Annotated in this window: 12 protein-coding genes; 7 read left to right on the top strand and 5 right to left on the bottom strand. The window is 60.1% G+C overall.

Annotated elements, in window-relative coordinates; genetic code table 11:
• Positions 1-97: 97 nt before the first annotated feature.
• On the top strand, positions 98-997 hold the full coding sequence (locus G9463_RS04355; RefSeq protein WP_165896059.1) for a hypothetical protein: 900 nt from the start codon (positions 98-100) through the stop codon (positions 995-997).
• A 139-nt stretch (positions 998-1,136) separates the two neighbouring features.
• Positions 1,137-1,688 carry a hypothetical protein gene (locus G9463_RS04350; RefSeq protein ID WP_004965841.1) on the top strand — a complete coding sequence of 184 codons (552 nt, stop codon included), beginning with the start codon at positions 1,137-1,139 and terminating at the stop codon, positions 1,686-1,688.
• Positions 1,689-1,696: 8 nt separating this feature from the next.
• On the opposite strand, the gene G9463_RS04345 is transcribed toward G9463_RS04350, so the two are convergent.
• A complete protein-coding gene (locus G9463_RS04345) occupies positions 1,697-2,200 on the bottom strand; it encodes a GbsR/MarR family transcriptional regulator (protein ID WP_007188515.1) in 504 nt (167 codons plus the stop codon).
• A gap of 146 nt (positions 2,201-2,346) precedes the next feature.
• On the opposite strand from G9463_RS04345, the gene G9463_RS04340 reads away from it, so the two are divergent.
• Together G9463_RS04340 and G9463_RS04335 are read left to right on the top strand one after the other, a co-directional pair.
• Entirely contained in the window at positions 2,347-2,700 is a 354-nt protein-coding gene (locus tag G9463_RS04340) for a transcriptional regulator (protein ID WP_007188516.1), read from the top strand.
• A 120-nt stretch (positions 2,701-2,820) separates the two neighbouring features.
• Positions 2,821-3,696, top strand: coding sequence for a fructosamine kinase family protein (locus G9463_RS04335; RefSeq protein ID WP_165896058.1), 876 nt, complete (start codon positions 2,821-2,823; stop codon positions 3,694-3,696).
• Positions 3,697-3,740: 44 nt separating this feature from the next.
• On the opposite strand, the gene G9463_RS04330 is transcribed toward G9463_RS04335, so the two are convergent.
• From G9463_RS04330 to G9463_RS04315, 4 genes are all read right to left on the bottom strand, one after another.
• Positions 3,741-5,120 (bottom strand): sugar porter family MFS transporter, encoded by a 1,380-nt coding sequence (locus G9463_RS04330; RefSeq protein ID WP_165896057.1) that lies wholly within the window; start codon positions 5,118-5,120, stop codon positions 3,741-3,743.
• Between the two features lie 109 nt (positions 5,121-5,229).
• Positions 5,230-6,435 carry an ABC transporter substrate-binding protein gene (locus G9463_RS04325; protein ID WP_165896056.1) on the bottom strand — a complete coding sequence of 402 codons (1,206 nt, stop codon included), beginning with the start codon at positions 6,433-6,435 and terminating at the stop codon, positions 5,230-5,232.
• On the bottom strand, positions 6,432-7,613 hold the full coding sequence (locus G9463_RS04320) for an ABC transporter substrate-binding protein (protein WP_127014566.1): 1,182 nt from the start codon (positions 7,611-7,613) through the stop codon (positions 6,432-6,434). The genes G9463_RS04325 and G9463_RS04320 overlap by 4 nt, the downstream gene beginning before the upstream one ends.
• Positions 7,610-8,839: an ABC transporter substrate-binding protein gene (locus tag G9463_RS04315; protein ID WP_370457891.1), complete on the bottom strand. Its 1,230-nt coding sequence runs from the start codon at positions 8,837-8,839 to the stop codon at positions 7,610-7,612. Before G9463_RS04315 ends, G9463_RS04320 begins: the two co-directional genes overlap by 4 nt.
• Before the next feature lie 311 nt (positions 8,840-9,150).
• Here G9463_RS04315 and G9463_RS04310 point away from each other — a divergent pair, with 311 nt between their 5' ends.
• From G9463_RS04310 to G9463_RS04300, 3 genes are all read left to right on the top strand, one after another.
• A complete protein-coding gene (locus G9463_RS04310; protein ID WP_004965861.1) occupies positions 9,151-9,624 on the top strand; it encodes an Lrp/AsnC family transcriptional regulator in 474 nt (157 codons plus the stop codon).
• Between the two features lie 440 nt (positions 9,625-10,064).
• Positions 10,065-11,552: a proton-conducting transporter membrane subunit gene (locus G9463_RS04305; RefSeq protein ID WP_165896055.1), complete on the top strand. Its 1,488-nt coding sequence runs from the start codon at positions 10,065-10,067 to the stop codon at positions 11,550-11,552.
• The gene (locus tag G9463_RS04300) at positions 11,542-13,947 is read left to right on the top strand and encodes a DUF2309 domain-containing protein (RefSeq protein WP_165896054.1); all 2,406 of its coding nucleotides are present in this window, start codon (positions 11,542-11,544) and stop codon (positions 13,945-13,947) included. Before G9463_RS04305 ends, G9463_RS04300 begins: the two co-directional genes overlap by 11 nt.
• Positions 13,948-14,047 lie beyond the last annotated feature (100 nt).

The raw sequence follows: 14,047 nt of genomic DNA, 5'->3' as shown, positions 1-14,047 counted from the left end.
CTGTGTGCTCTAATCCGGCTGGGATAATCCGAACGGACAGCAGCGGTCTCACTGCGGTTTTCGAATAGCTTTACTTGATCAGTCTTGGCACTGAAATATGGACCGTCGTACCGCGAGGCTACTCAACGGTGCGCTGGCGCTGTGCTGTCTCGCGCTTGTCTTCGCCGCTGTGTATCCGTTTACCACTGTCGATCCGCACTCGAAGCAACCGGTCGATGAGCGGTTTACAGTGCCTGAGGCCGACGAGTACCGGGCGACGGGAGCGATTGTTGTGGACAGTGTGACCGCGCTCGAATTCGAGGGTGTTGTGACTGCTGACGGCGGGCGCTACCTGTCCATTGACGAAGGTGCTGTCCGAACAGAACAGTATCAGGCGTCATCGGACGATCCGGTCTACAGTCGTATCACTGTCGAGGATGACGGCAGTACCGACCGCCGACGAGCGCAGATCCAGAGCGATACCGATCGAGAACTCCTCCGGGTGAACCAGACTGAGGGGGCTGTCACGTTTATTGTCAAGCAGGAGTCAGAGAATGTGGCCGACGAGGTCTCGGGAGCGGCGTCAGTAGTCGTCATGAGCCTGTACCCCGTCGGATACGAACGAGATACCGACACCTCTCAGGCGACGGCCGTCTACAACCCGAAAAACGGCTGGTACGAGGGGAGAGAAACGTACCACATCACCGAAGCGACAGGCACAGTGCGAACAGCCGGTGACACGACTGCCGTTCGCTCCGCGACGGTTACGTGGGACCAGACGAGGCCCGCGGGGACGTATGCAGAACTTGCTCTGGCCAGACTGACAGGTGATGACCCGAAAACGATCGACATCTCCTTCCAGTTCGAGTCGAGCGAGACGACAGTGACTCGGCCGGCGTGGGTCACCGAGGTCGGAACCGGAGCGGAGGCCGGACAGTCACGGGGCGCATCGTACGGAAAGGCTATCTCGTACGGTCTGTGTGGTGCCGTCACGCCCTTGCGAACCGTGCGAGAGTGACGACGAGGCGTTGTCGAGACTGGGGATGCAGGCAGCAGGGTGGCAACCGCGTTTCGGCGTTCTCTCCACGAGCTGAAAGTGCGATTCTGCCGTGTGTATGGTCGGTTTTTATTTTTCTCCCTGTGAACGCCCGGACAGCATGGCATCTTACGACGCGTTTGACCCGGCCGTCGAAATCAACGGGCAAACCGTACTCACGATAGTCGAGGCGGCGATGGGGAAGTTCTCGGATGAGTACCGGGAACGGGCGTTAACGGCGCTCGCTGCCGAGGGAATCACCGAACCAGCGGCTGACGAGTGGTACCCACAGCAGGCTTGGCTGAACGCGTTCGAGACGATTGCCGATGACCTGCAACCGCACGTCCTCGACCGACTCGGCGAACAGATCCCTCACGTCGCGGATTGGCCGGACGACTTTGATACTGTTCCGGCGGGCCTCCGGTCCATAGACGAGGCTTACCAGCGGAATCACCGTGGCGGAGACATCGGGCAGTACCGCTTCGAATCCGTGGGCGACCGGACCGGCGAGGTGACCTGTGAGAACCCGTATCCGTGTCCGTTCGACCGTGGCCTCATCCGTGGGGTTGCCCAGCAGTACGCGCCAGTCGACGCGTTCGTCTTTATCGAGGAGACGGGCGACACGTGTCGCCGGAACGGGGACGATGTGTGTACCTATACGGTCTACTGGTAACGCGGCGACTACTGCTCGTACGCTTCGAGCGCCTCGCGGAGTTCGGCGGCCGAGTAGTCCGACGCGAGCTGTACGATTTCTTCTAGGTCTTCGTACGTCTCGCGGAGGTTCTGGATATGCTCCTGCTCGCGAGCATCTGGGGGGACCTGCTCTTCCGCTCGGCGGATGGTCCGGAGCGTCGTCTGGACTTCCCGCTGGATGTATTGCTGGAACACGTCCTGCAGGATGAACCAGACATCGCGTTCGGCCTCGAACCTGACGCGTCTGCCGCCGCCTGCAGACGACTTGCGGTGGATGAGGCCGACACGCGACAGCGTCCGTGTGACGTTACTCACCGTCGATTTCGCGTAGCCAGTTTCGTCGACCAGTTCTGGGATAGAGAGCGGTTCTGCAGCGAAGTACAGCACGCCATAAATACGCCCAGAACTTCGGCTGAGGCCGTACACCTCGGCTGATTGCTCCATCGATTCGATGACGCGTTCTCGTGCGACCGAACTGTCAGCATCACTCATGCATACGAACTGGCTGCCCTGTTTGCCACGTACCCTGCTGCGTCATACCTCTGCCTATTGCTTCCGTAAGTATTAAATTGTTTGATTGGTTTGTTCGGATTGAGCCGAACAAATAGAAACGACCGTCACTACCCACCCTACAATTCATGGCAAGCGTCTTCCCCCACCACCCGCCGGTTGACTATGCACCCCGAGAGCAGACGAACGTCGTAGTCAACGGTACCGAGCCGACTGATGTCCTCCAGATCCTTTCATCTGAGGCCGCTCAGGAGATACTTGGGGCGGTCAGGGATAACCCGCGGACAGCATCGGATATCGCGGACGCAGTCGACCGCTCGCTCCAGAGCGTTTCCTATCACCTCGACCGCCTCTGTGAAGCTGACCTTATCGAACCCGCAGAAACGTGGTACTCGGAGAAGGGGACGGAGATGACCGTGTACGCTCTCGCCACGGAGCGACTCGTCGTGCAGTTTGGGGCCAGCGCTGACCGGTCCGTGTAGTATCCAGCCGTTTTGAGCACTGCCTGTTCTCGGAAGTCTGCAGTCAGGTTCGGACAGCTTTGTTTCCCCTGCCGAGACAGAGACAAACAGACCTATTGGACCGCTTTTCGTACGCTGAATATGGACGACGGGACGGGCGCGAAACGAACGAAAGCGACAGTCCTACAGCGGGTTTCGAGCGTACTGAACGCCGACGCTCACGACGCGACGGCGCTCGACGGCGGAGAAGTCGGGTCGGTCTACCGTGTGTCGTTTCACGACCGTCCTGATGTGGCGGTGAAAGTCGACGACTCGCCGCTCGGAATCGAGGCGGCAATGCTTCAGTACCTCGACCGTGACACGCCTCTCCCGGTTCCGGAAGCCCTCCACGTCGAACCGGAACTGCTCGTACTGTCGTTTATTCGCGGCGACGGCCGATTCGACGAGCGGGCCGAACGCGACCTCGCGCGACACGTTGCGGCTCTCCACGACACTTCGGCTGACGCGTTCGGCTTTCCGTTCGATACCCTTTCGGGCCCATTCAGTCAGTCGAACCCGTGGACCGATTCGTGGATCGATTTCTTCCGTGCGCAACGGCTCCTCCCTTTTGCAACGGCCGCACGGAACGAAGGGGCCTTGCCAGCCGGCGAGTTCGACCGAGTGCAGCGACTGGCGGAAACGCTCGACGCTCGCCTCGTCGAACCGGCCACGCCGTCCTTGCTGCACGGCGATATCCATCCTGGAAACGCTGTGGTGGCTGACGGAACCGTTCGGGCCGTCCTCGATCCAGCGATCTATTTCGGTCACGCTGAAGTTGATCTGGCGTACGTCGACCGACTGGATTCGATCGGGGCGGCGTTCTATGATGAATACCGACAACACCGCGACATCTCTGCGGGATACTTCGAAGAGCGACGCGACGTGTATGTCGCCTTTCACGCGCTGGAGAACGTCCGGTTTTTCGGCGAAGACGAACTCCCGAGGCTCGAACGTGCGTTAGACCGTCTCGGTATGTGAAACAGACGCAACCGGTGGCTTCGCCGGCCGTTCCGATGGTCGGCTCAGTCAGCCAGTGAGATGTTCTGCCGGAGGTCGTCTTCGATTGCCTCAAGCGTCCGGCCCTTGGTTTCGGGGACGTAGCGGTAGACAAACACCAGTCCCGCGAGACTGCAGAGGCCGAACAGCCAGAACGTCGCAGAGGTTCCGACGCCGTCAGTCAGGACGGGGAACGTCAGCGACACGAGGAGATTTGCACCCCAGTTGGCGACGGTGACGAGGCCCATCGCCGACCCACGAACGGAAAGCGGGTATATTTCTGAGATCAGGAGCCAGAAGACTGGACCGAGGCCGATCGCGAAAAAGGACACGAACAGCATCAGACTGATCGTGGCGATGATGCCGAGGCCGCCTTCAAGCCCGGGCAGGTAGAACACGGTGCCGAGGACGGCGAGGGTTGCAACCATTCCACCGACACCGACAAGCAGGAGTCGGCGTCGACCGACGCGGTCGACGAGCATGATTGCCACGACCGTCATCACGACGTTAATTGTCCCGATACCGACTGTCGCGAGGATCGAGGCCACATTTCCGAGGCCAGTGGACTCGAGAATTGTCGGGGCGTAGTAGATGACCGCGTTGATACCGGTGATCTGCTGGAAGACGGCGAGTCCGAGTCCGACCACGAGCGCTGGGCGAAGCCATGGAGCTAGCAGGTCCCGAATGCCGGTTTCGGACTGTGTTTCGACGGTCTCTTGGATCTCGTCGAGTTCCTGCTCGACACCGCCGGACCGCGTTCGCTTGAGCACGGCTCTGGCCTCGTCTGTCCGCCCGTGTTCGAAGAGCCAGCGTGGGCTTTCGGGCATTTTCAGAATACCAATAGCGAGCACGACGGCCGGGACCATCCCGGCACCGAGCATCCAGCGCCACGCGCCAGCGTCGGCGAACGCGTAGTTGACGAAATACGAGAGCAGGATTCCGGTGGTCACCATGAGCTGATTGAGCGAGGTGAGTCCGCCACGGATCTCTGGTGGTGCGATTTCGGAGATGTACAGCGGACCGACAATCGACGCGAAGCCGATAGCGACGCCGTCGATAAGCCGACCGGCGACGAGGATGGGGACGGTCGGCGCGACGGTCATCGTGAACGATCCGACGAAGAATACGATGGCCGCAATGAGGATGAGCCGACGGCGACCGAGGCGGTCGGCTAACTGGCCACCCACGGCTGCACCGGCCGCGGCCCCGGCCATCGCGCCACTGACGATGATCCCCTCGACAAGCGGCGACATGACGAACGAGTCCTGGATGAACAGGAACGCGCCCGAGATGATCCCGGTGTCGAACCCGAACAACAGTCCGTTCAATGCGGCTAACGCGGAGACGATGTAGACGAACCGGTCGCCGTCACCGCGGAGGACGTTACGTATGGTCGCTGTGGACATCTATGTAAAATTGAACTCGAATCTGTGTAAAAGTCTTTCCAAGTCTATTCGCACGACGGCGGAGCCACTGGGAGACGCCTGTAACGGGCTGTGCTGGAAAATGGTGCCGTCATTCGTCTCTACCGTCGGTGATAATCGTCGCGAGGTGATCTCGGTCGAACAGGTGCGTCTCTGTGAACTCCTCTGGGAAGTAGCGCTTCGCGTACCGTTCGATCATGAATAGGTTATGCAGCGGGCCGGCGTAAATCGGGCCGCCGCGAAACACCATGTCATTCTGGACGGCCCGCAACTGGCTGCCCACTTCGTGGTCTTTCATAGAGGCGAGTACGGAGTTCTCGAATTCCTCCCGGGTCTTCCCTTCGCGATGGTATCGCAGAAGGAGTGAGTCCGGATCTATCTCCAGTAACGTCTCGTAATCGAGCGACTCCGAGCCAGAGTACCCCTCAACTCCGGTATCGGCAAAGGCGTCAGAAATGCCGAGCGTCTGGAAGTGTTCTTTGTTGGCCCCGTTCCCGCTGATCCGATACGGCGTGAACGCCTCCGGCTCCTCGCCGGCGAACATGAGCGCGGCGTTTGGCCGATCCGTTGGCGCCGGGAGCCGAGCCTGCACCGTTTCGACCAGTTCGTCGTGGATTGAACGGATCGCCTCAAAGCGCGTCCGTTCCTGAACCATTTCAGCCACCTTCTCGAACGCCTCGTACAGCGAGTAGTACCGGTAGTCGTGCCAGTCGTCAGTCTGGCGAAAGATGAGATTCCCGAGAAACGGTGCGACGTTCTCCCGAATTTCTGTGAGGTCCGACTGATCCCACGCTCCAAGCCAGTTTGTCAGCCCGTGTGGGTCGATGAGGTGCAGGTCCGAGTTCATCTCGTAGAACGGCTCCTTCGAGATACCGTCGCTCCAGAGCTGTGTGAGCCTGCCAAGGTCGATGGACACCCCATCGAGTTCCTCGTAGTGTAGCGTTTTGTACCGACCGCGGTACCAGATCGACTGTACTGCGTCGCCGTGACCGAGCGCGACTAGCATATCGATGTAGTCCGCTGTGAACGGGGCGATTGTCTCGGGCACCGTTTCGAATTCGACGGTTCCGACTGGCTCCATCGTCACTGAATATGCCCCGTCGGAAGTCGCTGGATCGGTCTCAGTACCGCCCGCTCCGGTAGCTGTGGTCATGTCGCTGCCCTCGGTCACCAAAGACTCCTGACCACTCTCGCCCGAACAACCGGCGAGGAAGCCGCCGAAAGCGAGTGCCCCGCTACTTCTGACTATATCTCTCCGCGTCGGCCATTCGCACGCCGCTCTATCTGGATCAGTCATTCGAAATCACCCGTGACGATATCGGCGATTTGCTGCCGGTCGAACAGTTCGGTATCCGAGGTCACGTCGCCGAAGATATCGGGGTAGAGCTGTTGGGCCGCCCGTTCGGTCAAAAAGAAATTGTGAATCGGCCCCTGTCGGAGGTAGCCACCGCGATACACGCGCTCGTTCTGTACCGCAGTTAATTGACTGCCGACGGTGTGGTTCTGCATGAACTGCAAGATGGTCTCTCGGAATTCAGTCGCTGATTTCCGCTCGTGGCCGCGGATGAGGATAACGTCTGGATCAACCGATAGAAGCGTTTCGTAGTCGTATTCGCCCCGATTAGTCGTACTGAGGTTCTCAATATCGGTTCCGGCAAGCGCATCAGTAACGCCGAGGTCACGCCATTGCTTCTTGCTCGTGCCCTTGTCGTTCAGTCGATAGGGAGAGAACGACTCCGGCTCGTTGGTACCCTCGTAGGTGAGGAGGACGTTCGGACGCTCCTCGGCCGGCGGGAGTTGACTCTGGAGGTCCGCGATGTAGTCGTCGTGTAATTGTTTGAACCCCTCGTACCGTGCCTGTTCCTGAAACACCTCCGCGACCTTCTCGAAGGCCTGATAGAGCGTGTAATACCGGTAGTCGTGCCAGTTATCCGAACGACGGAATATCAGATTCCCGATGAACGGAGCGACGTTCTCAGTGATTTCGTCGATGTCCGACTGCGACCAGTCGAACCAGTTGACGAGCATCTGTGGGTCATAGAGGTGTACGTCGCTGTCGAGTTCGTAAAATTCCTCTTTCGTTCGGACCTCCGGATTCGCGTCAATCGTCTCTTGATCGACGGAAACACCGGGAAGCTCATCGTAGACGTACGTGTAATAGCGATCTCCCCCGCCAATACCTGTGAGGCCATCGGCCTGTCCGAGGGCCACGCCCATATCGGCGTAGGCGCCACCGTAGGGAAGCCATCGCTCGGGAACCGTCTGGAACGTAACGTCGCCAACCGGCTCCATGGAGACGGTATATGATTCCGTCTCGGTCGCCGTGGCTGTCGCTTTATCCTCAGTAGCGGTGGATTCTGAGACTGCATCGCCGGCACACCCGGCGAGTAAACTGCCGCCGACAATCACCCCGGCACCCTTGATATACTCTCTGCGCGTTGGGCGTTCAGACGATGTCCTCTCGGCGTCAGTCACTGTCCCGCACCCGTGATTATGTCAGCGACCCGCTGGCGGTCGAACAGCTGTTCCTCGGCGGGGATTTCGGGGTACGGATCACCGTCGACGTAGCCCGGCCACTCGCCGAACTGGTTGGGGTACAGTTGTTTCGCGGTCATCTCAGTCTGGAACAGGTTCAGAATCGGACCCTGCCGACGGGCACCTTGCGCGTATATCCGCCCCTCTTGGACAGCAGTTATTTCTCTTGTAACCTCGTTGTCCGCCAGTTGTGACCGAATATCGTCGAGATTGTGGGACCCCGCCATTGGCCCGAGGACGAGCAGTACGTCTGGATCAGCTTCGAGAAGTAGTTCGGTGTCGAGTGTAATATTCCGGCCGTCGTCGCCGTACCCGTCACCGACAGCATCGGCTAACGCATCGGTCGCACCCAGCGGGCGGGTGTGAGCAGCGTAGTAGCCCGGGTGGTTCATCTTATAGCCCCAGATTTTCTCCCCGGATGTGGAGAACAGGACCAGTGCCGCGCTCGGCCGTTCACTTTCCGACGGCAGGCCCGCGTTGATAGCTTGCAGCATCGAATCACGGACAGATACGAACGCTGCGTATCGGTCTCTTTCCCGAAAGACCTCCGCGATCTTTCCGAAGATTTCCCAGAGCGTATAGTAGTCATACGCATCGCCCCACCCTGACGGTGGTTCCTGCTGGGTGCCACTGAGTGTGTTGCCGAACCACGGGGCGACGTTCGAGCCTATCTCTTCGAGGCTACTATCGTCCCATCCCTCGGCCGTCGCAACCTTCGCTGGGTCCGCTATGTGCACATCGCTATCGAGTTCGTACAGTTTCTCTTTCGACGGCGGCCACGAGGAGTACAGCCCGTCCCAGTCGATTGAGACGCCTTCCAGTCGGTGGAGGAACTTCTGATACAGCGACTGGTGGTATTCGGGTGCGTGCATTGCGTTGATCGCACCCCCTCGACCGAGTGCGACCAGCATATCCACGTGGTGGCCCAGTATCGTGAACACACTCTGGGGAACCGATTCGAACTCGACGGTTCCCATGGGCGACATCGTAACAGCGTATCTATCCTCAGCCGTCGTTGGTTCGGCCGTTGATTGGTCTCCTGTGCCTGTCTGTGTCGGGGCTGCTTCTGATCCGGACTGACCTGCACAGCCCGCTAGCAAGCTCCCACCCACCACCGCGCCGCTGTACTTCATGTAGTCACGTCTCGTCGGACCCTCGCGATTCATGTCATATCTCGACATAAATGTTAGGCCAGCCTAAAAATACATAACTGCTTCGGAATTTAGGCGCGCCTGAAAACAAAAGCCTGCGACAGACTTAGCCCAGCCATCCCAACTGCTGGTCGCTTGCTGCGCTTTCATCTCAGACCTGCTCATGGACAGTACAATCTCCGTGCTGTCATACCAGACTCAGGTCTGACCCATCGATTGACAATGTGTCAAGGGACGTCGAAATCTCCTCGCCAGTGGTACCAGCCACAACAGCGCTATTGGGGGAACGTACAACAGTAAAGTGTCCTTGCTGTGGACACACTAGTATGGCTGACGAGGAAATTGACGACGTGGACAGAGCAATTCTGTACGCATTACAGGAAGATGCTCGAAATATGTCGTCCGGGGACATCGCAGAGCGAACAGATACGTCCGACAGCACCGTCCGCAAGCGCATCAACCATCTGGAGTCAAGCGAGGTAATCAAAGGCTACAGCGCTGATGTTGACTATCAGCAGGCGGGCTACCCGCTCCGGATGTTGCTCTACTGTACTGCGTCGATTCCCGAGCGAGGCGATTTAATCCCCGAAATCCTCGATATCGACGGTGTGGTATCGGTACAGGAACTGGTCACCGGCGAGGAGAACCTCCTTGTGACGGCTGTCGGCGAATCGGATAGCGATATCACGCCCGTTGCGCAGGCACTTCTCGATATGGGCCTGACGGTGGCCGACGAAGTACTTGTCCGGAGTCACGAGACGACGCCCTTCGGTAAGTTCGATTCCGAGAACGAGAGCTAGCTGCGAGCGGGGCTGCTGCTGTTGCGGAGTGCTTGTCGGACGACTGCGCCCATGGGAATACACGGCCTGACACGTTATCGAAGTAACTGCCGCGCTTCAATCACCGCCTGATTTTCGAGCTGCCCCAACGAACAGTTTGGTAATCTCGCCCCTTTTCGATATCCAATTCGCTCCTGAGAGCCGAACCTGTGTGCACATGAGTAATGGACCCGCTGTCCAAGAAGATTGCCGACACAGGCTGTGAAGTACCTGGCTGCTACCACGGTAGTGCTTATCGCCGGAGCATCAGACGCAAAAACATAATGTTCTATAATCTACTTCTTTTGGAACAAATTGGTAGTATAGAAGGATTTAATAACCAGTACGTTCGCAGTAGGGGTGAAGACAACCAGAATCGGTCGATCACATTCCGTGATTACCGTGATCGGCCACGAACAACGATGTCAGGACGCAACTCACCGAAGACGGTTGGATCACTCCCGGACACGACGGCTGACTCGCCGCTCGTGCCCGTCGCACTCACATGGCTCGTGTGGTCGATGTTTGCCGCGAGCATTGCTGTGCTTGCCGTCCGAATCCGAACTGGGTTCGCGTGGGAGATACCCGGCGTTGTCGCCGTCGACGGACTGACAGTTCTGATGTGGGTGGTCGTCACCTTCTTCAGCGGTATCGTTCACAGCTATTCGCGCCGCTATCTGGCGGGCAGTCGCCTCAAAACCGGCTTTTTCGCCACCGTGTTCGGCTTCACGGTGGTTGTGATGGGACTGGTCGCGGCTGACCACCTCGCCCTGTTCGGCGTGCTGTGGCTCGCGATGGGGCTGCTGATGGCGAAACTCATCGGTATCGTCAGCGGCTGGGACCAGGCACAGGCGGCTGCGACGGTTGCCCGCAAATACTTCATCGCCAGCAGCGCGCTTCTCGGCGTCGCGCTGACGGCACTGTGGTGGGCGACTGGCGCGACTACTGTCTCCGGAATTGCGGCGGCTGCCGACACGCTTGCCGGTCCAGTGTGGCTGGTCGCCGCAGGCGCACTCGTGCTCGCCGCAATGATTCAGTCCGCACTTGTTCCGTTCCACGGCTGGCTCCTCTCCTCGATGACCGCACCAACGCCTGCCTCCGCGCTGATGCACGCCGGGTTCGTCAATGCGGGCGGCATTCTGTTGACTCGCTTTGCTCCGGTCATCACCGTCGACCCCGCGCTCATGCTCGGCATCGTTGCTGTCGGCGGTGCTAGCGCCATTGGCGGAAAACTCCTGAAATCAGTTCAAACGGACATCAAGGGTAAGCTCGGCTGTTCGACTGTCGGTCAGATGGGATTCATGATTATGCAGGCCGGCCTCGGCTTCTTTGGGGCTGCTATCACCCATCTCATCCTGCACGGCTTCTACAAGGCCTACCAGTTCCTCAGTGCCGGCGGACAGGTCGAACACACTACCCCGAGCGAGGGGACGCCACACACTATCGGAATGACGACGAGCATCGTCGGCGGCGTCGTCACGCTGCTGACTGGCATCGCCGGTGGCGCGGTGTTTACAGTGCTGACAGGGAAGGGAACGCATGTCGACAGCGGCCTCCTGCTGACCTTCTTCGTGGTGTTTACGACCCTCCATGCGGCGCGCAACGCCGTCCAGCACACCTCGCTTCCGACGGCGGCCCGCTACGGGGCCGTCCCAGTGGCCTTCTTCCCGGCCATCGTTATCTATGCTGTTGTCTATACGGGTGTCTCGGGGCTCATGCCTGTCGGCCCCACAACGACCGAACTGACGCTGCTCCACGGCATAATCGCCGTCTTCTTCGTCGGCATCTACATCGGCATCGAGACTGGGATCCATGAGCGCAGCCAGCGTCTCTACGTGGCGCTATTGAACGCCGGCCAGCCATCGGCCGACACCGTGCTGACCACGACGGAGGACTACAATGAGTACTGAATCCACCATCCACGACAGTATCGACACCGCAGCGACCACCGTCGGCTCCCTCTGGCCTATCCACTCGTTCGTGACGGCAAACCCCCTCGCGGGGTTCGAGGACCAGCCGTTCAGCGAGGCGGTCACACAGGCAGCCGACCTGTTGGGCGGCCGTGGCTACCCCAGCACGAGGACGTTCCATGCGGCGCTGCAGCGCGGCCAGATAGACCCGGAAATTCTCGACGCGGAACTCTCCGAGGCCGGGTACGAGAAGGAACCCGAGATATTGCTCGACCGAATGGCCGAAGCGACCGATGCCGCGGGCAGTGACTCTGACATTGCAACCGACCACGTCGATCAGGTCCTGACGAAATGGCTGTCAGCATTCCTCGATGAGGGGAGCGCCCACTGGTCGATGCCGAACCGCGAAGCGGGGTTCTACGCTGCATTCCGTGGGGTTGCCGAGCACGACAGCGAAATCCCGGATGCAGGAATTACCGCTGAGCTGCCTGAATCGCCCATTGAAACCATCGAGACCGTGCTTGCATCCCACCCGGAGAATCAGTGGGTGCCCATCTTCGAGGAGCAACTGGCCGCTCTCCCTGGCTGGACGGGACTCATCAAGCAGCGTGCCGACGACGAGGGCGCGTGGCAGTCGACGTACCCGATTTCACTGGTTGGATACCTCGCGGCGCGTCTGGCCCTGTCAGACGCCGTCGGTGCTGCCATCGCTCCCTCGAACGACAGCATCGACCCGGACCCGGCTGCCGAACTCGCCGGGGCGTTCCTGCGTGCCTGGGAAGCGAGCTACCGCGGCGACCTCGTCGAGACCGTTGCCGCGGAGAGCCAGTCGCTGGCTGACAGCGACCGTTCGGGCCGCCCGGACGCACAGATGGTCTTCTGTATTGACACCCGCTCTGAGATCATCCGCCGCCACATCGAGGCCACGGGCGACTACGAGACCCACGGGTACGCCGGCTTCTTCGGCATTCCAATGGAGTATCAGGGCTACGACACCGATGTGTCGGTCGACGCCTGCCCCCCGATTCTCGATCCACAGCACCACGTCACCGACGTGCCGATCGACGACGACACGCAGGAGAGCCACGACCGCTGGTCGGGCATCCGTGACACCGCCGACGAAATCATCGAGACGCTAGAGGCCAACGCCGCTACGGCCTACGGCTTCGTCGAAACTGCTGGGAGCGGGTACGGCCTCGCGCTCGCGGCCCGCACGCTTGTTCCTGGACGCGTGCACGACCTGTTCGATGCGGCTGACGGCTCGGTGCCCGACGACCACGAGTTCTGTGACCCGCTCGTCCACCACCAGCACACCTACGCCGGTGACCTGCCGGTGGGGCTGACCACCGATGAAAAAGTCGAGTACGCTGCCACTGCGTTCGACCTGCTGGGCTGGGAGACGTTCAGTCGCCTCGTCGTCTTCACCGGGCACGCCAGTGAGACGACGAACAACCCCTACGATTCGAGTCTGGACTGTGGTGCCTGCGCCGGCAACCCCGGCGGCCCGAACGCCCGCGTGCTGGCGACGATTTGCAACGACACCGAAGTCCGGTCCGCGCTTCGTGACCGCGGCTTCGAAATCCCTGAAGATACCGTCTTCATGGCCGGCGAACACAACACGACGACCGACGAAGTAGAGCTGTACGACAGCGAGATGCCTGAGAGCCACGCCGACGACCTCAAGCAGTTGCGCGTCAACCTCGCCACCGCCCGCGAGAACGCGGCTGCAGAGCGTGCCGAATCAATGGGGAGCGATGCATCGTCGGGGGTCAGCGAAACGCAACGCCGCGCCGCCGACTGGGCAGAGACCCGCCCCGAGTGGGGCCTGGCTGGCAACGCCGGCTTCGTTATCGGCCCCCGCGAACTGACGAGCGATGTTGACCTTGACGGCCGCGCCTTCCTCCACTCCTACGATTGGTCGACCGACCCTGACGGCGAGGCGCTGGAGGCGATACTCACCGGGCCGATGGTCGTCACGCAGTGGATCAACACCCAGTACTACTTCTCGACAGTCGATAACGCTGTCTACGGGAGCGGGTCGAAGGTAACTCACAACCCTGTCGGCAACGTCGGCGTCTACCAGGGCAACGGCGGCGACCTGATGACCGGCCTCCCGCTACAGTCGCTCATGGCGGCCGACGACGACCCGCACCATCAGCCGCTCCGCCTCTCGACGGTTATTCACGCTCCGGTCGACCGTGTCACCGACGTACTCGCTGACCACGCGGAACTGGCGACCTTGCTCGACAACAACTGGCTCTCGCTGACCGTTGTCGACCCCACGCAGGACCACCATGCCTTCCAGTACGAGCGCGATCTGGAATGGTCGACTGCGTCTGAGGTGTCCGAAGCTGACCCAGCAGAACCGACCGCCACTGCAGTCGCAGACGACTGAGTCGGTCGGAACAGGCTGTATCTGAAACCGTTTGGGGCTAGTTAGTCCTGCGAAAGTTGATTTTATATCTATATAATAAAATTTCAACCTATAACTCGCT

Source organism: Haloarcula sp. JP-Z28, assembly GCF_011440255.1.
GTDB classification, from domain to species: Archaea; Halobacteriota; Halobacteria; order Halobacteriales; family Haloarculaceae; genus Haloarcula; species Haloarcula marismortui.
The sequence above is the reverse complement of the archived record's forward strand: the minus strand, read 5'-3'. Positions and strand labels throughout refer to the sequence as shown.